The organism is Proteiniphilum sp., from assembly GCF_034927365.1.
Taxonomy (GTDB): Bacteria; Bacteroidota; Bacteroidia; order Bacteroidales; family Dysgonomonadaceae; genus Proteiniphilum.
The window spans coordinates 101,600-127,158 of the sequence record NZ_JAYFQD010000007.1 but is presented as its reverse complement, the minus strand read 5'-3'; the positions used below and the strand labels follow the sequence as shown (position 1 = coordinate 127,158).

The following is a 25,559-nucleotide window of genomic DNA, read 5'->3' as shown; positions in this document are numbered from 1 at the left end:
GGCACATTAGTATTATCTTTGCACCGTTTTTTAAAGTGTAAAGGAATGGACTATAATTTCAGAGAAATAGAGAAACACTGGCAGCAGTACTGGATTGATCAACAGACGTATAAAGTGACGGAAGACAAATCGAAACCCAAATTCTACGTACTTGATATGTTCCCGTATCCTTCCGGGGCCGGGTTGCATGTGGGGCATCCACTGGGATATATCGCGTCGGATATTTTTTCGAGATACAAAAGATTACAGGGATTCAATGTATTGCACCCCATGGGGTATGATGCTTACGGGTTGCCGGCAGAACAATATGCTATTCAAACCGGACAACATCCGGCTATTACTACTGAAAACAATATCAAGCGCTATCGCGAACAGTTGGATAAAATAGGGTTCTCCTACGACTGGAGCCGCGAAGTACGTACCTGTGATCCGGGTTACTACAAGTGGACGCAATGGGCGTTCATCCGTATGTTCCATTCCTATTATTGCAATCAGGCACAACAGGCCCGTCCGATCGCTGAATTGACAGAAGTCTTCTCTCAACAAGGGACTGCCGGTCTTAATCTGGCTTGTAGCGAACCGATGGTATTCACTGCTGAAGAGTGGAATGCCAAGTCTGAGAAAGAGCAACAGGAGATATTGATGAACTATCGTATCGCCTATCTGGGGGATACAATGGTAAATTGGTGTCCGGAACTGGGAACGGTACTCGCCAATGACGAAGTGAGCGAAGGTCTTTCCATTCGTGGAGGTTATCCGGTAGAGCAAAAGAAGATGCGTCAGTGGTGCCTGCGTGTATCGGCATATGCACAACGCCTGCTCGACGGTCTGGATAAGATAGACTGGACCGATTCCTTGAAAGAGACCCAACGCAACTGGATAGGGCGCAGCGAAGGTGCCGTGATGCATTTCAAAACTTCACAGGGGTACTCTTTTGATATCTTTACTACACGTGCCGATACTATTTTTGGTGTGACTTTTATGGTACTTGCACCCGAGAGCGAGTTGGTTACAGCATTGACTACCGAAGAGCAGCGAGAAACCGTTGAAGAGTATATCATCAGGACCAAGAAGAAGACCGAGCGTGAACGTATTGCCGATAAGTCGGTCACCGGTGTGTTTTCCGGATCGTATGCCATACATCCTTTTACAGAGGAAGAGCTTCCTATATGGATTTCAGATTATGTGCTGGCAGGATACGGCACTGGCGCCATTATGGCAGTGCCGGCACATGACAGCCGTGACTATACTTTTGCCAGGTATTTCAATCTGCCTATCATCCCTTTAATTGAAGGATGTGACGTGTGGGGAGAGAGTTTTGATGCCAAAGAGGGAATTATGATGAATTCCGGGTTCCTGAACGGATTGACAGTGAAGGAAGCTATTCCTGCCGCCATCGATGAGATAGAGAAGCGAGGGCTGGGTTACCGGAAAATCAATTTCCGTCTCCGTGATGCCATCTTCTCAAGACAACGTTATTGGGGCGAACCGTTCCCTATTTATTATAAGGATGGGATGCCTTATACGCTTGAGGAAAGTGAACTGCCGTTAGAACTTCCGGAAGTGGATAAATATCTGCCCACCGAAACGGGTGAACCGCCGCTGGGACGTGCTGAAAACTGGCAAACCAAGGAGGGTTATCCGCTGGAAATGAATACGATGCCCGGATTCGCAGGATCATCGGCCTATTACTTACGCTATATGGATCCGCAGAATGACAATGCGTTGGTATCGGAAAATGCCGATAACTACTGGCGCAATGTCGATCTTTATATAGGCGGTACCGAACATGCAACCGGACACCTTGTCTACAGTCGTTTTTGGAATAAATTTCTGTTCGACCTGGGTGTTTCCTGCGAAGAGGAACCTTTTAAGAAACTGGTCAATCAGGGAATGATTCAGGGCCGGAGCAATTTTGTGTACCGGATCAAAGGGTCCAATACATTCGTATCGCTGAACCTGAAAGAACAATATGATGTGACACCCATTCATGTGGATGTCAATATTGTCTCTAATGAAATCCTTGATATAGATGCTTTCCGCAATTGGAATCCCGAATACAAGACTGCAGAATTCATCCTGGAAGATGGAAAATATATCTGCGGATGGGCTGTAGAGAAAATGTCGAAATCGATGTTCAACGTGGTGAATCCCGATGATATCGTGGGAAAATATGGGGCAGATACCCTCCGCCTTTATGAGATGTTCCTGGGACCGCTCGAACAATCCAAGCCCTGGGATACCAACGGAATAGATGGAGTACACCGTTTCCTGCGCAAGGTGTGGAACCTCTTCTATAAGGAGGATAGCTTATTGGTGACGGAAGGTGAACCGACGAAAGAGGAGTTGAAATCGTTGCATAAACTGATTAAAAAGGTATCGTACGATATCGAACATTTTTCCTTTAATACGTCGGTCTCCGCATTTATGATCTGCGCCAATGAACTGACCGCCTTGAAGAGTTCCAATAAAGCAATATTGAGAGACCTGGTCGTTTGCCTTGCTCCCTTTGCTCCTCATATGGCAGAAGAGTTGTGGCACGCTCTCGGCAATGAAACATCGGTATGTGATGCAGAATGGCCGGTATGGAATGAGGAGTATCTGAAGGAAGATGCTTTCCCTTACTCCATCTCCTTCAATGGAAAATCGCGCTATATACTGGAATTCCCGGCGGATGCGACCAATGAGGAGATCGAAAAGGCTGTGCTTGCCCATCCTAACTCCCAAAAATGGATGGAGTCTAAAACGCCGAAGAAGATAATTATTGTTCCGAAAAAAATTGTGAATGTGGTGATATAAGATGGAAAAGTTACCTGAATTCAGTCTGAAGAGGTTTTACTGGAAGGATTATCTGATCATTGCACTGGGGACTTTCATGTATGCTTTGGGTGTAACCCAGTTCATTATGCCGCACCAGTTTGTCATGGGTGGTCTGGCCGGTGCTGCCGTACTTCTGAATTATGCGTTCGGATTGCCTGTATCGTTGATGGTATTTGTGATGAACGCCCTGTTGTTGCTGGCTGCCTTCAAGGTATTGGGTACGGACTTCCTGGTGAAGACCATCGTGGGGGTCTCCATGCTTTCGGCTTTCTTAGGCATGTTCGAAAGTTTTCATTGGGAGCCGATTATGATGGACGAGCCTATTATGGCTGGATTGATAGGTTCCATCGTGGCAGGTTCGGGAGTCGGTTTGGTGATGTCGGTCAACGGGAGCAGTGGCGGAACCGATATCGTAGTGCTAATTATCAATAAATACCGGAATATTACCCCCGGTCGGACAATGTTGTTTGTCGACCTTGTTATTATTGCATCTTCTTTCCTGATATTCAAGAGTGTGGAGACCATTGTCTTCGGTATCATTATCATCGCGGTGATGGCTACTTCGGTCGATTGGGTACTGAACGGTATTCGTCAGTCGGTACAATTCTTTATCTTCTCAAGCAGGTATGATGAGATTGCCACACAAATCAACCTCCAGTTACATCGTGGTTGTACTGTATTGGATGGAGTCGGATGGTACTCCCAAAAACCACAAAAGGTGCTCCTGGTGATGGCCAAACGAAATGAATCGACTTCTATTTTTCGACTGGTGAAGCAGATCGATGGTAATGCCTTTATTTCACAGAGCAATGTGGTAGGTGTTTATGGGCAGGGATTCGACCGGATGAAATGAGGGCCTCAGGTGGTAGCCTTATCTACCAGATAAACCAGTGATTTATAGGTAATACCACTATTTATCGACAGTCCGATTTCACATGTGCGGCTGTTGGAATATCCTTCCGTGGCATCACGTATACCTTCTTTTAGCGGTGCAAGCGCTGAATTGTTGAGTTCCGGATAGAAGAAACCCCGGTCTCCGGCCCATCCACAACATCCTACATTTTCCGGAATAATCACTTTTTCCGCACATTGAGATGCCACTTTATGGAGTTTCTCTTCCAGGTGCATCTTGGTGGAACTGCATGTGGTGTGTATAGCGACAGATATCGGTTGTTGGGTAAACTGCAGGCGGTCGAGCAGGAAATCATGAATAAACTCTACCTGATCGTACAACCTAAGCCGTTTGTCGAGGGTCTCACGCATATGCAACAGGCAAGGGCTCATATCACATATAATGGGCAGTTCTCCGTCGCGACTGGCTTTCAAAAGCGCTTCATTCAGTTCATTCTCCTTTTTCTGTGCCTGTTCGCGGAATCCTTTACTGTTAAAAGCCATCCCGCAACAGAGTTTATCTTTCCCCTCCGGAATAATAACGGTATATCCTGCTTTTCGCAATACGGATAACATTTTTTGAGGCAGATCTTCCGATTCCTTATAACCGAATGAAGGGCCGCCCATAGTACGGGTGATGCATGTCGGGAAATAAACTACCATGGGGGCATCTGCACTGTCTGTAGGGAAAATATGACGTTGGATCTTTTTGCCGGCAGAGGGGGTGTGGCGTGTCCATAAGGGAAATGCTCCGTTGGATAATTTATACAGCCCCATTGTGATACTTTCCATGGCATTATACCCTACTATTTTTCCTATATGATGAGGAATAGGTAGTAACCCTCGTAAAAGAGAGGTAGTACCGGTAATGTTACTGGCAATGGTATTTGCGGTCCACTTTGCCACTTTGCTGTTCTGCACCCATCGCAATTCCTTGACCAGTTTTCCGGTATCGATCTTCACCGGACATGCAACGCCACATAATCCGTCGGTAGCGCAGGTTTCCTCCATGGGGTAGGAGATTCTTTTCATTTGCTCCTTGATCGGGTTCTTTCCCCTGTTGCCGGTAATTGTCAACTCCGACAGGTGACGGTAGGCCACGATCCTTTGCCGCGGGGTAATGGTGAGATTCTTTGAAGGGCAACTCACTTCGCAAAATCCACATTCAATACATTTGTCGATGATAGGATTAGCCTCCGGGATCCGTTTCAGGTGCCTGATAAATATGTCGTAATCATCGTTGATCAGTACACCGGGATTGAGGATATTTTCAGGGTCAAATACTCTTTTAATCCGTTTCATCAGATCGTAGATTTCGCTACCCCATTCTCTTTCGACGAAGGGAGCCATATTGCGTCCTGTACCGTGTTCTGCCTTGAGACTACCTCCGTGTTTCATGGCTACCAATTCGCAGAGCTCATGCATGAAAAATGCATATTTTTCCACATCTTCGGGAGAATTTATATCCGGAAAGACTGTGAAATGGACATTCCCGTCAAGCAGATGCCCCCACATCACTGCATTTCCATAACCGGTCCGTACGAGTAATTCACGTACATCGGTGAGTGCATCTCCTAAAGATTCGGCCCTGAATGCGATATCTTCAATAATACTTGCCGTACGGGGAGGACGGGTGGCCGCCGCGGAAGTAAAAAGCCCGTTACGTACGTTCCAGTACAGATTATAGAGCTGTTTGTCGGAGGTGAATCTTATCGGGGCAAGCGTTTTGATATGTGCCAGTTTTGCTTCAATTTCGGCCATCTGCATCCGTAAGGTTTCCTCGTTATCGGCGGAAGTATCGATCAGGAGTGCGGCAGCATCCTCGGGTAATGATTTCAACTCTTCCGGCATGCCTTCCTGATCTTCCACCGCACGCAATGCATTGCGGTCCATCAATTCGGCCGCACTTACCTGGCAACTTCTCAGAGGAATGATGGTATTGCTTACATCGCGGAGATTAGAAAAATAGATCATCGCCGCAGCTTTTAGCGGAGCATCGTGTACTGTCTCAAAAGTGGCTTGAGAGACAAAACCCAGGGTTCCTTCCGATCCGATCATCAAATGCTGGATAATCTGAATGGGATCATTGAAGTCGATCAGTGAATTCACCCCGTAACCACAGGTGTTTTTGAGTTGATACTTTGAAGAGATTCTCTCCCGTATGAATTTATTGTTTACCGCATCCCGATGGAGTTGCTCAATTTTCGATATAAATTCCGGGTGACTGGCAATGAAAGTACGGCAACTCTCTTTGTCGGCAGTGTCTAAGAGTGAGCCGTCAACAAAGATAATACGCATCGATCTGATTGTATTATAACTATTATGCCGGATACCGTAACTCGATCCGCTTGCATTGTTGGCTATGATTCCTCCGATCTTTGCTGAGTTGATGGATGCCGGCTTGGGACCCAGCTTACGTTTATATTTTATCAACATACGGTTTGCCGCAGCGCCGGTAAGCGAACATCCGAATGTGGCTGTATGACCTTCATCCTTGATAATGGAAAATTCAAAGCCGGGACCTGTTTCCATCAGAATAGAGTCGGAGATGGTTTGTCCGCTCAAACTGGTACCGGCTGCTTTGAATGTTACCGGCAGTTTTTCAGTATGGCAGAATTGTAGTAAACGGATTACCTCATCTTCTGAATTTATCCTGACTACCGCTTTGGGTATAAGACGATAAAGTCCGGCATCGGTTCCTTTGACCAGACGGGAAAACTCATCGGTGAAAACCTGATCCTCAGGAAATAATTGCAGGAGACGGAGACGTAATTGATTCAGATTCATCTGGTCGTTATCTTTTTGGTAAAGATAGATGATATATTTTATTGGTACAGAAAAATTAACAAGAAAAAAGCTGTCATTTATGACAGCTTTTACTCACTTTTCATTTAAACGATGAGTTTGCATTTCAACTCAAAGAGGCGAAAACTTCTTTTTCTTCGGCTTCCAAGGCAACTTTACCCTCCCTTGCCAGCCATCCGAGAGCTGCATAGAGATCTTTATCGGTTAGTTTTGTTGCTTTCTTGATCTCCTTTACATTTTGCCGGCCATTTTCGTCAAGGACTGTCCATACTTTACCGGCGTTGATTCCAATTTGTTCAACCATTTAATTTGATTTTTAATAGTATAACCTATAATTTCAGTGCAAAGTTACGTCTATATTTGCAGAAAAACAACAAATGGGTGATGATTATCAATCAGGTAGTCTTAATCCGCCATTTATATCAGCTTTCAGTCACTCTTATCATCAGCTCTGATACTTGCCTGATGAGAGAATGAATGTTGTCATTGGTGATCACATGATTGGCATATCTTAGTTTCACCTCCTCCGGCAGTTGACTATTCATCCGTGCTTCCACCTCACTTCGGGATACCCCGTCGCGTTGCATTACTCTCGAGATACGAAGTTCTTTCGGGGCTTGCACTATGATCACTTCATTCACGAATTGGTTGAACCCAGCTTCGATGAGCAATGCAGCATCAAGGATTACCACCGGGTAATGTTCCCGTTTCCGGCACCATTCAGTAAAGTGTAGGGCTAATTGGGGATGAATGATGGAATTGACGATAGATAGTTTTTGGTCATCATGAAAGATGATAGATGCCAGTTTCTTTCGATCAAGCCTGCCACCTACATAGAGATCTTCACCAAACTGCAATGTGAGTTGTGCACGAATAAAAGGCGAAGTGTCATTCAGTTTTTTAGCCTCCTGATCGGCATTGTATAACGGAACTCCATACAGATGAAAAATTTCGGATACGATCGATTTTCCACTGCCTATACCTCCGGTGATGCCGATTTTTATCATCAGGGTTTGCTTTCAAACAGAAATTCCACCGACGCCGGGGAGATCCGCGGATTGATAATTGTAGAGGGTATCTTCGTTAGTTCCAGTGTTACACGACCATCCTCATTCGTGTGAAATTTTCTATAATCCAGCTCAATGGCAAAGTCTTCCGCTGCGATTTTTTTATACTCTTCGAGTGTCACAGAGAAAGTAACGTTGGCACGGGACGGGAAAAATTTCACATCCAGTTTTGAGGGTACATGTATTGCAGTAATGGGTATTTCAAACGTACGCTCGGTATACTCTTCTATAGGAATGTATATATCCACCTGAGAAGGAATGAATTTTACCCCTTCAACTTTATTTATCTTGATAGGCAACTGAGATGTCGCTTTCAGGTTTTTGAATACGGTATATTCGGTCGCTGCACGTTTCAGGCTGTCGAGCGATTTCTTGGAACCGTATGCCATTACTACTTCCGGAATAAAGGTAGCACTGTCTGCTACTAAATTTGCTCTGCTTGTTGTAATCTCACCGTCGAAAACTACTCGTAATTCTTTACTCTGCAATTTAGAGGTTGCCAGCGAGATGAGCGTGGGATAACTACCTATTATGGTGGTGCTGGGGAATAACCTGGTACGGATGAGTTGAGTGTATTGATCACCTTGAAGCGCTTTATTTCCCGTTTCGGTTATTTTGGCCACATTGATCTCAAGCGAGTCCATTTTTTTTATATCGAGACGGAAGATTTGCGCCCCATAGTCTTCCACGCTAACCTCCAGGAAAGAGGGCAGTTCCTGATCAAACACCACATCCTCGGGTATATTGGTGTATTTTAATGGTATCTTGTAAGTACTCCCTACTTTTTCCTTCTGAAAAAAAAGCATTAACCAGAAAATAAAAGCCAGCAGCAGAAAAAACAGAAAAGCCAATACATTTTTCCACGGGAAAGTGGAAAAAAAGGCTTTGATCCCAGGCTGCCATTTCTTGATGATAGCTTTTATTTCCATCACGCACAGAGTTTACTTGGTCTGCGACTGTTGTGCTGCGTCAGTTGTTGAGGCGTATACCGAGCTTTTTTCAAATTTTAATCTTACCCCATCGGCTACTTCCACCAAAAACCAGGTGTCGCCTACTTCTTTAATTCTTCCGTGAATACCTCCTGAAGTGACAACCTTATCTCCGGTTTTCATTGTTTCCCGGCTCTTTTGAATTTCCTTCTGTTTTTTCTGCTGGGGGCGTATCATAAAGAAATAGAAAACGGCGAAAATAGCCACCATCATTAACAGGGTACCACCCATACCTCCACTCGGGCTGGCGGCTGCTTGTAATAATACATTCATAAGAATTATTGTTTAAGTGTTTATAATTAATTTTTAAAGATACGTTTTTCTTTTTTTATTTCCTGCACAATCGCATCCAAAATTCCGTTGATAAATGTACCGCTTTTAGGAGTACTGTAGGATTTGGCAATTTCTATATATTCGTTGAGCGAAACATTGGTGGGAATCGAGTCAAATGTAAATATCTCAGAGAGAGCTACCTGCATTATAACCAGATCCATAAATGCAATACGGTCGAAATCCCACTTTTCTGTATGTTTTTCGATAAGTTCCCGGTATTCCTTTTCGTCTAATATGGAATTATGCAGTAATTTCAGCGCATATTCCTTGTCTTCTTTATCCTTAAACATCGGGAGGAGAGGCTGATTGTCACCATTCTCTGAGGAAAACCGTTTGATAGTTTTCATTACGAAGGTCTGCACGATCTCCACATCATCGTTCCAGTATATGCATTCATCTTCCAGAATATCATCCAATTCCTCATTCAAATAGATGTACTGCCTGAATATTTTTCTCCAGAACTCCTGGTCATCTTCATAGGTAGGTGAAGCAATCTCGGCATACTCCTTGTAAGTGTCGGAAGAAAGTACGGTGTCCAACAAGTTTTTGATGAACGCTTCATGGATTTCCCATGACATAGGCCGTTCCGCAAGCTGTTTTTGAAATTGTCTGTTCTCCCGCAACTGCATAATAAACCTGTTCTCTGTCAAATGAGTGTTGGGATGTAAATCCTCCTCCGTGGGCAGAAATTTATTACGTTTCGTTTCTACCCTGTTTTGATACGAATCGGTGAGTTCTACCATCAGAAGAAGTAGAAAATAGTAAAGATCGTATGATTTCTGTAACCCGAACAAGAGTTCTTTTTCGGCGTTACGTAAATCTTTATTCGTATTTTGGTACCAAGCATAAACCAATTGTACTACCCTGATACGAATTAAATTTCTGTTAATCATTTAGTCTGTGAACTTAATTTAGCGTTGCAAAAGTAGCTAAAATTTCGGTATTAAACATATTGTTACGTGAAAAGTAAGGATCTTTGACAAAATCGAATAAAGAACCGGCTGATTCTTTCCAACAAAATTCGTAGATTTGCAAATATTGTGGGATAGAAGAAAAGAGACTGGAATGGCCTGGAGTTTAGCTCATTTTTGAACGAAAAACATTCTGGAATGCTTGACTCTGAAAGTCTTTGTTCTAAAATAAAAGTTATATGAAAAAAGGAATTTTTATATTTACACTTATACTGATAACCGTATCGGGTATGGCACAACAACAAGAGCGAAATATTTCCGTTATTCCCGAACCTGTTTCCCTTCAAAAGAAGGTAGGGTACTACGTATTACCTGACGAAGTAATCATCTCAAGTCCCACCGATAAAGAAAATGCTTATGTAAACAGGTTGCTGGAAGAGAAGCTCTCAACCGCACCCGGTAAAAAGGTGAAAATTGTCACCTCCAATGCCAATGCCACTATCGATCTGATATTAAATAAAAAAATAGACGTAGAGATTGGCCGTGAAGGGTACCGGTTACAGGTTACAACTGGCAAAGTGGTTATAAAAGCCAATGAGTCGGCAGGGTTGTTATACGGAATACAAACACTTTTCCAACTTTTACCTCCACAGATAGAAAGTAACAAAAAAGAGGAGAATGTTTCGTGGCAGATACCGTTGGTGGAGATCGTGGATTATCCCAGGGTGGAATGGCGCGGATTGATGCTTGACGTATCACGTCATTTTTTCACAGTGGACGAAGTAAAACAATTTATCGACAACATGGTGAAATACAAGTATAATATATTTCACTGGCATCTTACAGACGACGAAGGTTGGCGTATTGAGATAAAGAGTTTGCCGAAGCTGACTGCGGTTGGTGCCTGGCGTACTGAACAGATAGGATGGTTCGGTAGTCTCTCAGATCCTGATCCCGATGCTCCTAAGAACTATGGAGGTTTTTATACACAGGAAGAGATCAGCGAAGTAATTGCTTATGCCATGGAGCGTAATGTGCAGGTGATGCCAGAGATCGATGTGCCGGGACACTCTTCTGCTGTACTCGCAGCTTACCCTGAACTGGCGTGCTTCCCGGAGAGCGGCGATCATTTCGTGCGTACCGGTGCTCCTTTTCTCGACTGGAATACCGGGGGACGTCCCGCTGCTATTTATGAAAACACGCTCTGTCCCGCCAACGAAAATGTGTATGAATTTATGGATAAGGTGATCACGGAGGTGGCGAAACTTTTTCCGTTTGAATATATTCATACGGGTGGCGATGAGGCTCCCTATACCTTCTGGGAAAAGAGTCCGGCTGTGCGGCAGTTGATGAAACGTGAAAAAATTGAAAATATGGCTGGCGTGCAGTCCTATTTTGGCAAACGGGTAGAACAGATCATCTTATCCAAAGGCAAGAAAATGATGGGGTGGGACGAAATACTGGAGGGTGGTATCACTCCTACTACCGGATTGATGAGTTGGCGCGGTATCGAGCATGGAATTGAAGCCTCTAATTCCGGTCATTATGTGGTGATGAGCCCGACGAATTATGTCTATATCGACTATATGCAGGGTGATCTGTCTACTGAACCGCGCGTATATAGTAGTTTAAGATTGAATCAAACTTATAAGTTCGATCCGATACCGGAGGGTGCCAATACCAAGTATATATTGGGGGGACAGGCAAACTTGTGGACAGAACAGATTTATAATATCCGTCAGGTGGAATATATGGTTTGGCCACGCGGTTTTGCTATTGCGGAATCGCTTTGGTCGCCGAAAGAAAAGAAGGAGTGGAATCGTTTCGTCTCTAAGACGGAAGGTCATTTTACCCGGTTCGATTATGCCCGGACCAAATATTCATCGGCCATGTACGATCCTGTTGTATCAGTGAACAGAGACGGAGATGAACTTGTGGTGACACTCACCACTGAGATTGAAGGATTGGATGTATACACCAGTTTTGATGCTTCTACTCCCGATAATTTCTATCCGGTTTATAAGGAACCGCTGCGGGTTCCAAGGGATGCCTATGTGATGCGGATCATTACCTATCGTAATGGTAAACCCATCGGGAGGTTAATGACTATTTCCAGAGAAGAACTGGAGAAAAGAGTGAGATAGATAAGTCAATAATAACAATTAAGCTGTTGTTTAATAAAAAGAAAATCATTATCTTTGCGCCGCTTTTTTGAAAGCTCCCGTGTGATGGGAAATAAAGAAAGCACTTTATTTTGAGTAACACAAACAAATTGTAAAAATGAAAACATTTGAATTAAAAGGTGAAATCAGAGATGATTTCGGTAAAAAAGCGGCCAGAGCATATCGTAGCGAAGGGCTGATTCCATGTGTTGTTTATGGCGGACATGGAGAAGAGAATGTGAACTTCGTAGTGGAGCAAGGCGATGTGCGTAAATTAATTTATACGCCGGAAGTGTTCCTGGTGAACCTCAACCTTGGCACGAAGAATTTAATGGCTGTTGTAAAAGAGTTGCAATTCCATCCGGTAAAAGATACCATTCTTCATATCGATTTCCTGCATGTGGTTGAAAATGCTCCTGTAACCATTGAGATACCTGTTCGTCTGGTAGGTCTGGCTGCTGGTGTGAGAGCCGGTGGTAAGTTGTCACTCGATATGCGTAAGCTGAAAGTGAAAGCATTGCCTGCCAAGTTGCCCGAAGAACTGGTTGTAAACGTTGAAAAACTGGAATTGGGTAAATCTATTCAGGTAGGACAATTGAATTTCGAAGATGTTGAAATATTGAACGCGAAGAATGCCGTTGTTTGTCGTGTACAATTGACACGTGCCGCAAGAGGTGCCGCAGCAAAGGGTGACGGAAAATAGTGTTGGAAAATTAAATATTATCGCATGAAATATTTGATTGCGGGATTGGGCAATATCGGACCCGATTATGAGCAAACCCGCCACAATATTGGATTTATGGTATTGGACGCTTTTGCTAAAGCGTCCAATGCTGTTTTTGAGGACAGACGATACGGTTTTGTGGCAGAGATGCGGCTCAGGAGCAAATCGCTTATCCTACTCAAACCTTCCACTTTTATGAACCTGAGCGGAAATGCCATTCGCTATTGGTTGCAGAAAGAGAAGATAGAGGATCAGAATCTGTTGGTAGTGGTGGATGACCTGGCGTTGCCCTTCGGAATACTACGTATGAAGTCGAAAGGGAGTGATGCTGGGCATAACGGCTTGAAACATATTCAGGATCTGATTGGACAGAATTATCCACGTCTTAGATTTGGTATTGGTGATGATTTTCCTCGCGGCGGGCAGATCGATTATGTGCTGGACCGGTTTTCTGAAGAGCAGCAGCAGCAATTGCCCGAACGGATAGAAATAGCGGTGGATATGATTCGTAGCTTTTGTTTGGCAGGTATTCAAAATACAATGAATCAATACAACAACAAGTAATTCTTGTTTGTATCAGCGCATGACTTTTCCTGTCTGATAATCCTGGTTCCAAAAAATACACTAATCTGAAGACAATGGATGAAGTAAGAATAGATAAATGGTTATGGGCGGTGCGTATTTTTAAGACGCGCACCGTTGCTTCCGAAGCCTGTAAGAAGGGACGGGTGATGATTGGGAATGTTGCTGTGAAGCCATCGAGAAATATCAGGGTGGGTGAGATCATTGAGGTGAAGAAGCCTCCGATTACCTTTTCATTCAAAGTGCTGGCACTATCCGACAAGCGTATGGGCGCTCCTAAAGTCCCGGAGTTCATGGAGAACGTGACTCCTCCTGATCAGTATGAGTTGTTGGAATTAAACCGTATCGGTGGATTTGTCGACAGACAGAGAGGAACCGGCCGCCCTACCAAGAAAGAACGGCGCGAGTTGGAACAGTTTACCGATTCATTCGATTTTGATGAGTCTGATTTCTAAATAGCTGTCGTGATTAATTTTTGTTCTTGCGTGTTGTATATGGGTACTAATGGAAACGGTAAGGGTATAAGGCTAGGCAAGGACAAAGATCGAGTATCATACATTGCTTGTTTTAGTGTTGCAAATATAGTGAATGCTGAGAGAAAAGCCAAGTTAATATAATATCCTTTTATTTACAATTCAGATTATCAGCTGAATATTAATCGATCCTATTTTTTGCGCATTTTGTATAAAACATTTTGTATAAAACATTTTGTGCAAAGAGAAATTCTTTATACTTTTGTGGTAAAAGTAAATCCCTGTGATATGAATCCTTTTGTGCTAAATAGTTATTCGGGTCCCGAGTTCTTTTGTGACAGGGAAGAAGAGACCGAAATGCTTCTGAAGAATATTGAAAACAGGAGTAATACAGCCATCTTTTCACAGCGTAGAATGGGTAAAACCGCATTGGTAAAACACGTTTTTCATTTTCTTGAAAAGAAAAAGGGAATAATTCCCGTCTATCTGGACATCTATCCGACCTCTAATTTAAAAGAATTCTCAGATGCATTATCGACAGCCATATACAATGTATTCCCAATTCATGCAACTATTGGAAGGAAATTCTGGGAACATCTTAAACTGTTACGTCCGGTAGTCACGGTGAATACGTTGAGTGGTGCGCCGGAACTCTCTTTGGATATATCCAGCCCGGAGCAAATTGAAAAGACCATACCCCAACTGTTTTCCTTTTTAACACAGCAAAATAGCCATGTTGTGATCGCGATTGATGAATTCCAGCAGATTTTGTCATATCCCGAAAAAAGGGTAGAGGCATTATTGAGAACAACCATACAGGGTTTGAATAATGTTTCTTTCCTGTTTTTGGGAAGCGACCGGACATTGATGAGTGAGATTTTTAACAGTGCGAAGAGGCCTTTTTACGCGAGTTCGAAGTATTTGATATTAGATCAGATATCGGCAGCATCTTATCAGCTTTTTATTGAAAAAGCATTTGTCAGGTCAGGTGTCATGGTAGACGATGGCGCCATCAAAAAGATTTTAGACAGTACGCAAAGGCATACCTTTTATACACAACTACTTTGTCATGAGATTTTTTCAGATAATATATCCCATCTCAAGGAAGAGACTGTCATAAGGACACTTTATAAGATCATCAAGCAGTATGAACCTGTATTTTTCCAGTATCGGAGTTTGCTCACCCATTCTCAGTGGAAAGTACTAAAAGCGGTTGCTGCCGAAGAGAAAGTAGTGAAGCCATATTCACAGGATTTTATTAAGAAGTACGATTTAAATTCATCTTCTAATGTAAAACGGAGCTTAGATGCACTCACTGAAAAAAGCATTGTCTATCATAACATGTCAATAAAAGAGCCGTTCTATGAAGTAGAGGATAAGTTCCTTATGAGATGGTTGCAAAATAATTAATAGATATGACTTTTTTTACCAATAATTATCATCTTATCCTCGCCTCCAATTCTCCACGAAGGAGAGAACTGCTCTCGGGGATTGATGTGGAATATGAAATACTGACATTACCCGATATTGATGAATCGTATCCCGATGCCATTCTACGTGAGGAAGTCCCCGAATATCTGTCAAAGAAAAAGGCGTCTGCATATATTTCAATGATGCAGGATGATACGCTGCTTATCACTGCAGATACGATTGTGCTGTTACATGACCGTGTTCTGGGAAAGCCTATGGATGAAGAAGATGCGAAAAATATGTTGAAAGATCTGTCCGGAGAGACTCACCGGGTGGTTACGGGTGTCTGCCTGACTTCGAAACAGAAGCAGGTTTGTTTCTCGGATACTGCCTATGTTACATTCGGAGTGCTGACAGAGGAGGAAATCAATTATTATGTGGAAAAGTACAATCCTTCCGACAAGGCAGGCGCTTATGGCGTGCAGGAATGGATCGGTTATATGGGGGTAGAGAAAATAGAGGGTTCCTATTTCAACGTGATGGGGCTGCCTATCTATAAGGTATATCGAGAATTAAAAAGATTTTAGTAATCATTTTTTTCAGTCACCCTATAATGGAATAGCAAAAATAATCTATCTTTGCGTCTCGTGTCTTGAAGCTTGGTTCTTGGCTCTCTTCAAAAATAAATTACAAATCATAAATATATATGTTGACAGTAGAAAAAATAGGGGGTACTTCCATGTCTCAGTTTCAGGATGTGCTCCAAAATATCATCAAGGGTGACCGTAAGGGTGACCAATTATATAACCGCATTTTTGTGGTTTCGGCATATAACAATGTGACCAACTGGTTGCTCGAACATAAAAAGACCGGTGAACCGGGTATTTATAATAAATTCCTGAATGGGGAGGATTATAGTAGCGCTTTAGATTCGTTCTGCCAGCGTCTGCTACTTATCAATGATGGTTTTGCCGATTATGGACTCGATCTTAAAGAAGCACGGGATTTCATTCGTTTCCGTGTTGATCAGGCAAAGACAGTGCTTTACAGTTTGGGAAAGGTGCTGGCATCGGGATACGTGGATCCGAAGGCGATACATCTGGCCGCACGGGAAATTCTGGCTTCTATCGGAGAGGCCCATTCAGGGTGGAATTCGGTTAATATACTTAATAATAATGGCATTAATGCAAGATTTGTAGATCTGTGCGGTTTCAATGATAATGAGTCTTTGACTATCGATGAGCGGATCCATAAGGAGTTCAGCGATATAGACTTTAGCAGTGTCCTCTGTATTGCTACAGGTTACACCAAGGGAACAGAAGGTATTATGCGTGCCTTCGACCGTGGTTATAGCGAGGTGACCTTCAGTAAGATCGCTGTAGAAGTGAAAGCTGATGAGGCTGTTATCCATAAGGAGTACCACCTCTCCAGCGCCGATCCAAAGATAGTAGGAGTGGAGAATAGTGTGCCTGTTGGACATACCAACTACATCATCGCCGATCAGTTAGCTGATATCGGTATGGAGGCCATCCATCCTAAAGCTGCAAAACCACTCGAACTGGCCGGTATCAATATCCGTATAAAGAATACTTTTGAACCCAATCACCCCGGGACACTTATATCCCGAGATTATATTTCACCCGAACCACGCGTGGAGATTGTCTCCGGTTCAAGGAAAGTACTTGCCATTGAAGTGCACGACCCGATGATGGTAGGCGAAGTGGGTTTCGACGGACATTTGATGCAATATTTTGTGAAGTATGGAGTGAGCTATATCCTGAAGTCAACCAATGCAAACTCGATTACGATGGTCGTGTGGGACCATGAGAAGAGCAGGGAACTGGTCAAAGTCCTTCAGGGAGATTTTTATCAGGTGACTGCTGAACCGATGGCTATAGTCTGCGCTATGGGATCCAATATTGCAATGCCCGGATTCTTATACAAGGCGACAAAAGCATTGTTCGAAAAAGGAATCAACGTTGAAAGTTTTGCCCAGTCATTGATGCAGGTGAATATGCAGTTTGTAATTCAACGTGAAAGCTATGAAAATGCTGTGATTGCCTTGAACGAAGCATTGTGCAAAGAAAATTATTGTTAAAAATATGTAATTAAACTCTCCTTCTATTGGAGAGTTTATTTTTATATATTTACTTTGTAATTCAAAGTACTTTTTAATATGAAGAATAACGAAGCATTTGAAGCAGTAAAGGAGATACGGGTGATGATGGAGAAATCGTCCCGTTTTTTATCATTCAGTGGTACATCTGCCATTCTTATCGGTTTATATGCATTGGCAGGCGCATTTATAGCTCAAGGTATCATCATGTCGTCCAAATATACTCCGGGTGACTATTCTGCACCCACTTGGGTTGTTATTGCGCCGGACATTATTATTATAGCGCTGATTGTGTTTGTATTGTCGCTGACAACAGTTCTCTTCTTTTCAGTTCGAAAAGCGAAAAGGATGGAGGCTCCTTTTATAAGTGGACCGGCTTATCGCACCTTCCTTAACTTTTTCTTGCCTCTCATGGTTGGAGGGATCTTCAGTGTTGCGCTTTTGATAAGTGGAAATATAGGAATTATCGCACCTGTCATGTTGCTGTTTTACGGGTTGTCGCTGATCAATGCATCGAAGTACACCTATGGAAGTATTTTCTGGCTGGGCTGCGGTGAATTGCTGATTGGACTCATTTGTGCTTTCTCTCCCGGACATGGCTTACTGTTATGGTCGCTCGGGTTCGGTGTGCTGCATATTATTTATGGTATCTACTTCTTTTTTCGTGTTGAAAGAGATTCGAAAGCATGATTGAATATCTGGAAGAAATAAATAAAGCGTTTGAAAGCAGGGTTCGTCTTGGGATTATGTCGGTGCTGATGGTGAATGATGAGATCGATTTTAATTCATTGAAGGATTTACTGGACGTGACCGATGGTAATCTGGCAAGCCATACCCGCGCGCTGGAAGGTCTGGGGTATATCGCTGTTAAAAAGCAATTTGTCGGTAGGAAACCAAAGACCACTTTTTCCCATACCGACAAGGGAGAAAAAGCATTTCGAGAGCACCTGCAAGCATTGGAATCTTTCCTGAATAATGTGGAAAGGTTATAGAAGTGGATAGGTGGGAAAGTGAATAATTTGTTGATTCGATGATGTAAAAATTGATTGATATTGAATTGAATGATTCTTTATTTCTTGACTTCAGACTTCTCAACTTCTAAGTTCTTAATTCTAAATTCTGGATTTTTAATTCTTTAAATATGGAAACAACAGATTCTTCAAAACAAGTCCCACCTTTGTCACCGGATGGCAATGGTATTAGAAAGAGTATCACTGAACGCTATTCTGTAACGATTAAATTCTTTGCGGTAGGATTTTTAATATTGCTGCTGCTTATCCCCTTGGCAATGATTCGAGGACTTATCAATGAGCGAAAACAGACGAAGGCAAGTGCCGTACAGGAAATTACGTCGAAATGGAGTGGTGAGCAGATTATCACCGGACCATGCATCTCTCTGCCATACACACAGGAGTGGATAGTGAACGATAAACGTGAAGTTATTACCAAGAATGTCCTTTTGCTTCCTAAAGAGTTGGATGTAGATGGAAATACTGCAGTGGAAAAACGTAAGCGGGGCATTTACGATGCGACGGTGTACAAATCGGAAATCGGACTGACGGGCAGTTTTGATTTCTCAGAGATTGAAAAGACCGGTATTAAAAGAAAGGATATACAGTTTGACAAAGCCCGTGTTATTATTGGGATTACAGATTTAAAAGGTATCCGTGAAACGGTTACATTACAGCTGAGAGGAAAGACATTTGCTATGGAGCCCGGGATTCCGGTTGAGAATTTATATACCGGCCCCGGTAAGAATGCTTATTATCCCGAAAGTGAGAGACCTGTAGGTACACCTAATGTATCTACAGGTATTTTTGCCGCAGGATTAAATGCCCGTTTGGAATCTCTTTCGGAAGATACTTTGATGAAAGAGAAAATACCTTTTTCTATGACGTTATATCTGAATGGCTCAGAGGGGTTATTCGTAGTGCCGGTGGGAAAAATCACGACAGCCACTTTTGGATCAGATTGGGATACACCTAGCTTTGGAGGAGATTTTTTGCCCGTAGATCATCATATCACCGATAAAGGGTTCTCTGCCTCCTGGAAAGTGTTGGATCTTAATAGGAGTTATGGACAGGTAGTAGGAGGCGACGACAGTGGGGCGATTGGTATGATGTCTTCATCACTCTTCGGTGTCAAATTTATTCAATCGGTCGATCAGTATCAGCAGAATCTTAGAAGCGTAAAATATGGTATTCTGATTATTTTATTGACGTTTGTTGTAGTATTCTTTATTGAATTGATCAAGAAAAAACCGGTTAATCCGTTTCACTATCTACTTGTCGGTTTGGCACTGGTGCTCTTTTACACCTTACTGCTATCCATGTCGGAGATATGGGGATTTAATGGAGCTTATGTGGTTGCAGCACTTATGACCATTTTCATGATAACTCTACATATGGCAGCTATCCTTCGGAATAGACGGCAGGGATTGTTGGTGGGAGCACTCTTGACCTTTCTCTATATTTTTATTTTCCTGTTGATCCGAATGGAAAACTATTCGTTGTTGGTTGGTAGTCTTGGTCTGTTTGTTATTTTGGGTGTGATCATGAATTATGCGAGGAAGGTTAGGGCTTAGATTGCTTTAGTAACCTCATATATATACCTTTACATCAACTCTACATTTTAAATGTAGAGTTGATTTTTTTTGTTTAATAACTCTATATTATAATATTAATATGCAGATAATAAATAATATAATTTATAATATAACTATACATATTCTTCTTATTTCCTTTTGTAATGTAGTGTGAATTTTATTACTCATGAGAGTGTCAGCACTGAAAAAGTTCGTAACATTGCAGAAAAAATGCTATGCTATTTTCCCGGACCAATAAATCAATAGAGCTCATAGATAATTTTCTGAATTGTGTTGATCAGAGTTTGCTGCTTTTTAAAGAAGGGGTGAAAAATTATCTATATAATAATACCGAGAATTTTAATAACGATATATTACAACTGGCCAACTCCGAAAAAGAGTCGGATCAGTTACGGCGTGAAATCGAAACCACCCTGTATGTACAGTCGTTGATGCCGCAAGTACGAGGAGATATCATGCGTTTGCTCGAAGAGATGGATAATCTGATCGACCAGGCAAAAAAGAATTTATTCCAGTTTGAGGTGGAAACTCCCAATATTCCGGCGGAGTTGATATCCGACTTTATCCGTCTCACGCAGACATCGGTATCGGCAGCTGAATCTACTATACCTGCCGCCAAATCCTATTTTAATGAGCCGGTGAATGTAAATGAAAAGATACACAGGGTCTATTTTTATGAGAAGGAGACTGACCTAATGGCAGATATCATCCGCAGGAAGATATTTAAAGAGATGCCGAATCTGAAATTGAGTGAAAAGTTCCATCTGCGGTATTTTACATTACATATTGAAAATATATCAGATACTGCCGAGAAGGTAGCAGATCTGCTTTCTATTATGGCAATTAAACGAATAGTATAATATAGAAGATATGTTTATATACCTTTTCCTGGTTAGCGGTTTGTTTCTGGGCTGGTCATTAGGTGCCAATGATGCTTCCAATCTCTTTGGAACGGCGGTGGCAACCCGTATGGTCAAATTCAGAACTGCTGCTATCCTTGGAAGTATCTTCGTTATACTGGGATCGGTATTACAAGGATCTGGTACTACCGACACATTGTCCCATCTTGGTGCTGTCAATGCTATTGGGGGTGCTTTTACAGTCGCATTGTGTGCTGCTATTATTGTAACGATAATGACCAAGTATCAACTGCCAATATCAACAGGTCAGGCTATTGTCGGTGCTATCATTGGCTGGTGCTATTATACGGCAAATCCGGTTGAATACGGTGTCTTAATGAAAATTGTAGGTTCATGGGTTTTTGGTCCGATCCTGGGTGCCGCTTTCTCTTGCGTACTTTATCTGCTTGTCCGTAAATTTATTCGTACATCCCGTATGCATATGTTGAAAATGGAGTCGATAATCCGGACTTCGTTGATCGTTGTCGGCGCATTTGCTGCTTACAGTCTTGGGGCAAACAATATTGCCAATGTGATGGGAGTATTTGTAAACTCATTTTCTATTTCATTTAGTATTGGTACATTATATCTCTCTTCTACACAGTTGTTGTTTTTTATCGGCTCTCTTGCGATTGCACTGGGTATCTTCACTTATAGTAAGAAAGTGATGTACACGATTGGGAACGGCGTTTTGTCAATGACACCGGAGATGGCGATAGTAGCTGTGTTGGCGCAAGCATTGGTATTGTTTGTCTTTTCTTCTACAGCCCTTTCCAATGCGCTCGTGAGTATCGGATTACCACCTATCCCCCTGGTGCCGGTTTCAAGTACGCAGGTAATGGTTGGCGCTCTGGTGGGCATAGGGCTTGTAAAAGGAGTCCAGGAATTGAAAATGAAAATGTTGGGAAATATTATGCTGAGTTGGGTTACTACACCCGTTCTGTCGGCTGCTTTCACCTTTGTCAGTCTCTTCTTTGTAGACAGGCTATTTGGAATTCAGGTGTCGGATAATGAAATTATACCGGAAACGGCAGTTCATTCAGGGCAAACCGCTACGGTGACCTATCATATTCCAATTGATAATACCAATCATTTTTTTATTATCACACTAATCGTTTTGGTCATAGCTTTTATCATTTATGCTATCCTGCTCAACCGGAAAAATTATGCGAAGGCGCGAGCGGAGGGTTATCGGCAAGCCGAACAGAAGCAACTCAGTGATTATCGGAAAGCATTGAATGATATAGAGGTGAGTACTGTGCATCTGGAGAATGTGACTCTGGCTACGCGTTTGGAAGAAAAGAAAAATCAGTTGATTACCTATTCACTGAATATCGGCGAACAGCGAAGTTATCTGGAGCTTATTTCAGATTCTATTGAGGAAGCTATCAAGGCTGATAGTATTGGGGAGAAGAATATGATATTGAAAAATCAGTTGGTAGAGATAAAACAAAGGATGAGTTTTTCGGGTGAAGTGGATGAAATCTATCGCCAGGCAGAGCAGGTACATATGGAGTTTATTGAGAAATTGAATGAATGCTATCCCAATCTGACGAGCAAAGAGAAGAAAATCCTGGTATTGTTGCGAATAGGTCTATCTTCAAAAGAGATGGCGCCACTGTTGAATATTTCCACCAAAAGTGTGGAGATAGCCCGTTACAGGTTAAGATCTAAAATGGGACTGACCAGAAATGATAGTCTGACACAATTTATTCAATCACTATGAATATGTTTAATTTAAAATAATATTACGAATGAAGAGAAAAACAATTTATCTGTTGCTGGCTCTTTTTGTTACAGGATCCGCTTTTGCGCAGGATGGAGTAAAATACGACCAGTATGGAATGGAAGTAGAGTCTAAGAAAGTAAAGACTGAGATGCAAGATGGAAGACTTGTGTTTGAATCGGCAGATGCTGACTACAAGCTTTGGTTCGATGCACGTGTGCAAGCCGATTATGCGAGTTTTTCCGGAGTAGATGATGATTATGATGCCGTTGGGAACGGAGCAAGTATCCGTCGTGCCCGTTTCGCGGTAAAGGCTCAAGTAACGCGTAACTGGTATGGTGAAATTGATATCGACATGGCAAACGGAATCGCCGAGTTAAAAGACGCAGTACTCCGTTACGACGGAATTAAGAACGTGGAGATACAAATCGGTAACTTCAAGGAAAATTTCTCCATGCAACGGAATACATCCTCACGTTACCTTCAATTCATGGAACGCCCCATGTTGACTTATCTGGCTCCTTCACGTCATTTGGGTGCCAATATCAAGTATAGCATTCCTCTGATCTGGGTGTCGGGAGGTATTTTCTTTCAGGAGATAGCAGGCATTGAAGAAGTGACCAATGTACAGGATAATAACAAGGACTTTGGTCGTGGTACCGGAGAGTCTTACACAGGAAAACTGGTGATTCGCCCTTTGTACCAATTTAATGAAAAGGGGTTGCATTTAGGTGGAGCTGTGTCTTACCGGACCCCAAAATCAACTGATGCTCCTGCCGATTTTGGTGGTATGCGTTATAGTATGAGAAATTCTACTTCTATCAATCGGAAAAAGTATCTCGATACCGATGTAATTAAAGGAGTAGATCATTCTCTTCTTTATACAGCAGAGTTAGCAGGCCATTACAAGGGGCTCCGTGTGGAAACCGCCTATATTGGAACAACGGTTTATCTGAAGGACGATTCCCCCATGGCGAACAAGAACAATAAAAGTTTCGGCGGCTGGTATGCACAGGCAGGATATCTCCTTTTTGGCGGACAACAACGCTATGATTACGGTGGTGCGAAATACAACCGTGTACAGCGTGGACAAAAATGGGGTGATGTGGAATTGACTGCCCGTTATGAAAATATCAGCCTGAATGATTTCGACGGAGGTGTTTATGGCGGTGCTTCCGAAGCCTATGCCTTAGGAGTGAACTTCTGGGTAAATAATAATGTGAAATTTATGCTCAACTATCAGTACAACAATAACGACCGCTATGCAAACGGTAAGGGCAAATTGTTCGTTGGACATGATGCAGCCGGAAAACCCACTAAAGACTACACCAAAGTAACCGAATTGAAAGGCAAGGCCGGTGTAGATTATAGTATGGTATCAATGCGTTGTGAAATCGTATTTTAATCATCCTCTAAATTTGAAATCATAATGAAGACGAAAATTTTAATTGCAAATATATTAGTTGTATTGCTGCTGATAGCCGTATCATGTGTAGAAGACGAGATGTATAAAGGTCCGGCAACCATAGAAAAAGTGGAATATGCGCCAACGAAGGTAACCCCTGATGACGATGTAACTGTAACGGCAACCATTACCGACCTGCAAGGCGTAACCACTGCAAAGATACAGTATAAAGTAAATGGAGGAAGCCAGTCGGAAGTAACCATGACGAAAGGAAGTGGTGACACCTATACTGGTGTTATTCCGAAACAAGCCGATAAAGCTGTAGTGGTATTTACCGTTTCAGCTGATAATAAAGCGGGAATAAATATCGTATCAAACGAGCAGACTTATACTGTGGGAGCACCTCCTGTTGATTATACGAAACTGGTGTTGAATGAAATCGATGGAAACAGCAAAGCGATAGAATTGTATAATATCGGTACAGTTGCCTTGTCACTGAAAGGTGTATCGTTGATAAAAAATAACGACACCTCAAAACCCTGGTGGACAGGTACCGACGAAAGTGGAATAATACCGGCAGGAGGATATGTGGTTATTATCCAAAGTAATCCCGATAATCCGCATTTGTCCGGAGGAGCTGGTATTTCGCCAAAGCAAAATCTGAAATTCGAACTGCTTGGTCCTGACGGAGCTAGTTTAGGTGTATTCCTGCGTGGTGATGAAAGTGCGTTGGGGGGTGGTATTAGTGATACCGCTAAAGATTCTTACCAAAGGATTCCCAATGGAACCGGTGACTGGAAATTAGCCGCACCGACCAACGGCGCAGCCAATCCATCCACAGGAAAAGATATTCCTCAGAGCTAATAAAAAAAGTTTCTCGATATGTAATCCAGCATAAGACCGGAATACCGCATACCGATTCGGTATGTTTATTCCGGTCTTATAGGAGGTTGTTATGAGAGTTGTAATAATTAATATCAAAAAATATGAGTAAAGAAAAGATGGAGATCGGAGCAATCTCAAAACCAAGATTTGAATTCCGTTCGTTCGGACGTTGTTTTAGTGAAGCTGAAAAACGAATGGCACGCCTTTCGGTTCCCGTTCCTGAAAAAGTATGGGAACGCCGCAGTACGGAAACTTACATTGTAAGCCGTACCAACGATGTAAACAATACAAAGATTCGTGATGGGAAGATGGATATCAAAACCTACGTACAGACCGTGGATGGACTGGAACAATGGAATCCGCTAATGAAGGGTGAATTCCCTATCTCCGCTCAGGTACTGAATGAAGAGGTATTTCCCGCTTTCAAAGTGGAGAGTTTGCCCGCGCTTACAAAAGATACCTATACCCTGGAAGAATTTCTGGGTATGATTGATGTGCATCCCGACCTGCAAGCCGTGACCGTGGAGAAAGTGCGTTACGGATACATGGTAAATGATACCATTTGTGAAACGGGAGAAGTTTATATCAACGGTGCCATGGTGAAAACCATCAACTCAGAATCTACCGAAGTGGAAGATATCAAAAAGACTATTCAGGAAGTGGGCCTGGGAGGTGTGGAAAATATCAATTACCTGCAAGCGATCAAACGCGTCATTGGAATGACAAAGAAACCATTAGCGAATTAATTATAGAAAA

General features: G+C 42.5%; 23 protein-coding genes. 17 read left to right on the top strand and 6 right to left on the bottom strand.

Features of this window, described 5'->3' with window-relative positions:
• Positions 1 to 45: 45 nt before the first annotated feature.
• Both leuS and VB073_RS04145 read left to right on the top strand, forming a co-directional pair.
• Positions 46 to 2,799 carry a leucine--tRNA ligase gene (gene leuS, locus VB073_RS04150; RefSeq protein ID WP_323402883.1) on the top strand — a complete coding sequence of 918 codons (2,754 nt, stop codon included), beginning with the start codon at positions 46 to 48 and terminating at the stop codon, positions 2,797 to 2,799.
• A 1-nt stretch (position 2,800) separates the two neighbouring features.
• A complete protein-coding gene (locus VB073_RS04145; protein ID WP_323402882.1) occupies positions 2,801 to 3,673 on the top strand; it encodes a YitT family protein in 873 nt (290 codons plus the stop codon).
• Between the two features lie 5 nt (positions 3,674 to 3,678).
• Here VB073_RS04145 and VB073_RS04140 read toward each other — a convergent pair whose 3' ends face one another.
• The 6 genes from VB073_RS04140 to nusB form a co-directional block, all read right to left on the bottom strand.
• Positions 3,679 to 6,498: an FAD-binding and (Fe-S)-binding domain-containing protein gene (locus tag VB073_RS04140; RefSeq protein ID WP_323402881.1), complete on the bottom strand. Its 2,820-nt coding sequence runs from the start codon at positions 6,496 to 6,498 to the stop codon at positions 3,679 to 3,681.
• 124 nt (positions 6,499 to 6,622) lie between these two features.
• Positions 6,623 to 6,820, bottom strand: coding sequence for a winged helix-turn-helix domain-containing protein (locus tag VB073_RS04135; RefSeq protein WP_323402880.1), 198 nt, complete (start codon positions 6,818 to 6,820; stop codon positions 6,623 to 6,625).
• Positions 6,821 to 6,938: 118 nt separating this feature from the next.
• Positions 6,939 to 7,523, bottom strand: coding sequence for a dephospho-CoA kinase (gene coaE / locus VB073_RS04130; protein WP_323402879.1), 585 nt, complete (start codon positions 7,521 to 7,523; stop codon positions 6,939 to 6,941).
• Complete coding sequence (locus VB073_RS04125; RefSeq protein ID WP_323402878.1) at positions 7,523 to 8,512, bottom strand: hypothetical protein; 990 nt, start codon at positions 8,510 to 8,512, stop codon at positions 7,523 to 7,525. The genes coaE and VB073_RS04125 overlap by 1 nt, the downstream gene beginning before the upstream one ends.
• A 12-nt stretch (positions 8,513 to 8,524) precedes the next feature.
• Positions 8,525 to 8,845 carry a preprotein translocase subunit YajC gene (gene yajC / locus VB073_RS04120; RefSeq protein WP_416349497.1) on the bottom strand — a complete coding sequence of 107 codons (321 nt, stop codon included), beginning with the start codon at positions 8,843 to 8,845 and terminating at the stop codon, positions 8,525 to 8,527.
• A 26-nt stretch (positions 8,846 to 8,871) separates the two neighbouring features.
• Positions 8,872 to 9,798, bottom strand: a complete 927-nt coding sequence (gene nusB / locus VB073_RS04115; protein ID WP_323402877.1) for a transcription antitermination factor NusB — start codon at positions 9,796 to 9,798, stop codon at positions 8,872 to 8,874.
• A gap of 257 nt (positions 9,799 to 10,055) precedes the next feature.
• On the opposite strand from nusB, the gene VB073_RS04110 reads away from it, so the two are divergent.
• The 15 genes from VB073_RS04110 to VB073_RS04040 all read left to right on the top strand — a co-directional run bounded on the left by VB073_RS04110 (position 10,056) and on the right by VB073_RS04040 (position 25,549).
• A complete protein-coding gene (locus VB073_RS04110; RefSeq protein WP_323402876.1) occupies positions 10,056 to 11,960 on the top strand; it encodes a beta-N-acetylhexosaminidase in 1,905 nt (634 codons plus the stop codon).
• Positions 11,961 to 12,096: 136 nt separating this feature from the next.
• Positions 12,097 to 12,681: a 50S ribosomal protein L25/general stress protein Ctc gene (locus VB073_RS04105; RefSeq protein ID WP_323402875.1), complete on the top strand. Its 585-nt coding sequence runs from the start codon at positions 12,097 to 12,099 to the stop codon at positions 12,679 to 12,681.
• 24 nt (positions 12,682 to 12,705) lie between these two features.
• On the top strand, positions 12,706 to 13,266 hold the full coding sequence (gene pth, locus VB073_RS04100; RefSeq protein ID WP_323402874.1) for an aminoacyl-tRNA hydrolase: 561 nt from the start codon (positions 12,706 to 12,708) through the stop codon (positions 13,264 to 13,266).
• Positions 13,267 to 13,340: 74 nt separating this feature from the next.
• Positions 13,341 to 13,739 (top strand): RNA-binding S4 domain-containing protein, encoded by a 399-nt coding sequence (locus VB073_RS04095; RefSeq protein ID WP_323402873.1) that lies wholly within the window; start codon positions 13,341 to 13,343, stop codon positions 13,737 to 13,739.
• Positions 13,740 to 13,994: 255 nt separating this feature from the next.
• Entirely contained in the window at positions 13,995 to 15,167 is a 1,173-nt protein-coding gene (locus tag VB073_RS04090; protein WP_323402872.1) for an ATP-binding protein, read from the top strand.
• Between the two features lie 5 nt (positions 15,168 to 15,172).
• Positions 15,173 to 15,754 carry a Maf-like protein gene (locus tag VB073_RS04085; protein ID WP_323402871.1) on the top strand — a complete coding sequence of 194 codons (582 nt, stop codon included), beginning with the start codon at positions 15,173 to 15,175 and terminating at the stop codon, positions 15,752 to 15,754.
• Positions 15,755 to 15,873: 119 nt separating this feature from the next.
• Positions 15,874 to 17,265, top strand: a complete 1,392-nt coding sequence (locus VB073_RS04080) for an aspartate kinase (RefSeq protein WP_323402870.1) — start codon at positions 15,874 to 15,876, stop codon at positions 17,263 to 17,265.
• Positions 17,266 to 17,343: 78 nt separating this feature from the next.
• A complete protein-coding gene (locus VB073_RS04075) occupies positions 17,344 to 17,973 on the top strand; it encodes a hypothetical protein (protein ID WP_323402869.1) in 630 nt (209 codons plus the stop codon).
• The gene (locus tag VB073_RS04070) at positions 17,970 to 18,275 is read left to right on the top strand and encodes a transcriptional regulator (protein ID WP_323402868.1); all 306 of its coding nucleotides are present in this window, start codon (positions 17,970 to 17,972) and stop codon (positions 18,273 to 18,275) included. The genes VB073_RS04075 and VB073_RS04070 overlap by 4 nt, the downstream gene beginning before the upstream one ends.
• Positions 18,276 to 18,424: 149 nt before the next feature.
• Positions 18,425 to 19,867: a cell envelope integrity protein CreD gene (gene creD / locus VB073_RS04065; RefSeq protein WP_323402867.1), complete on the top strand. Its 1,443-nt coding sequence runs from the start codon at positions 18,425 to 18,427 to the stop codon at positions 19,865 to 19,867.
• A 236-nt stretch (positions 19,868 to 20,103) separates the two neighbouring features.
• Positions 20,104 to 20,748, top strand: a complete 645-nt coding sequence (locus tag VB073_RS04060) for a DUF47 domain-containing protein (protein ID WP_323402866.1) — start codon at positions 20,104 to 20,106, stop codon at positions 20,746 to 20,748.
• A 10-nt stretch (positions 20,749 to 20,758) separates the two neighbouring features.
• Entirely contained in the window at positions 20,759 to 22,513 is a 1,755-nt protein-coding gene (locus VB073_RS04055) for an inorganic phosphate transporter (protein ID WP_323402865.1), read from the top strand.
• Between the two features lie 28 nt (positions 22,514 to 22,541).
• Complete coding sequence (locus tag VB073_RS04050; protein WP_323402864.1) at positions 22,542 to 23,918, top strand: OprO/OprP family phosphate-selective porin; 1,377 nt, start codon at positions 22,542 to 22,544, stop codon at positions 23,916 to 23,918.
• A 24-nt stretch (positions 23,919 to 23,942) separates the two neighbouring features.
• Positions 23,943 to 24,782: a lamin tail domain-containing protein gene (locus VB073_RS04045; protein WP_323402863.1), complete on the top strand. Its 840-nt coding sequence runs from the start codon at positions 23,943 to 23,945 to the stop codon at positions 24,780 to 24,782.
• Positions 24,783 to 24,904: 122 nt separating this feature from the next.
• Complete coding sequence (locus VB073_RS04040; protein ID WP_323402862.1) at positions 24,905 to 25,549, top strand: hypothetical protein; 645 nt, start codon at positions 24,905 to 24,907, stop codon at positions 25,547 to 25,549.
• Positions 25,550 to 25,559 lie beyond the last annotated feature (10 nt).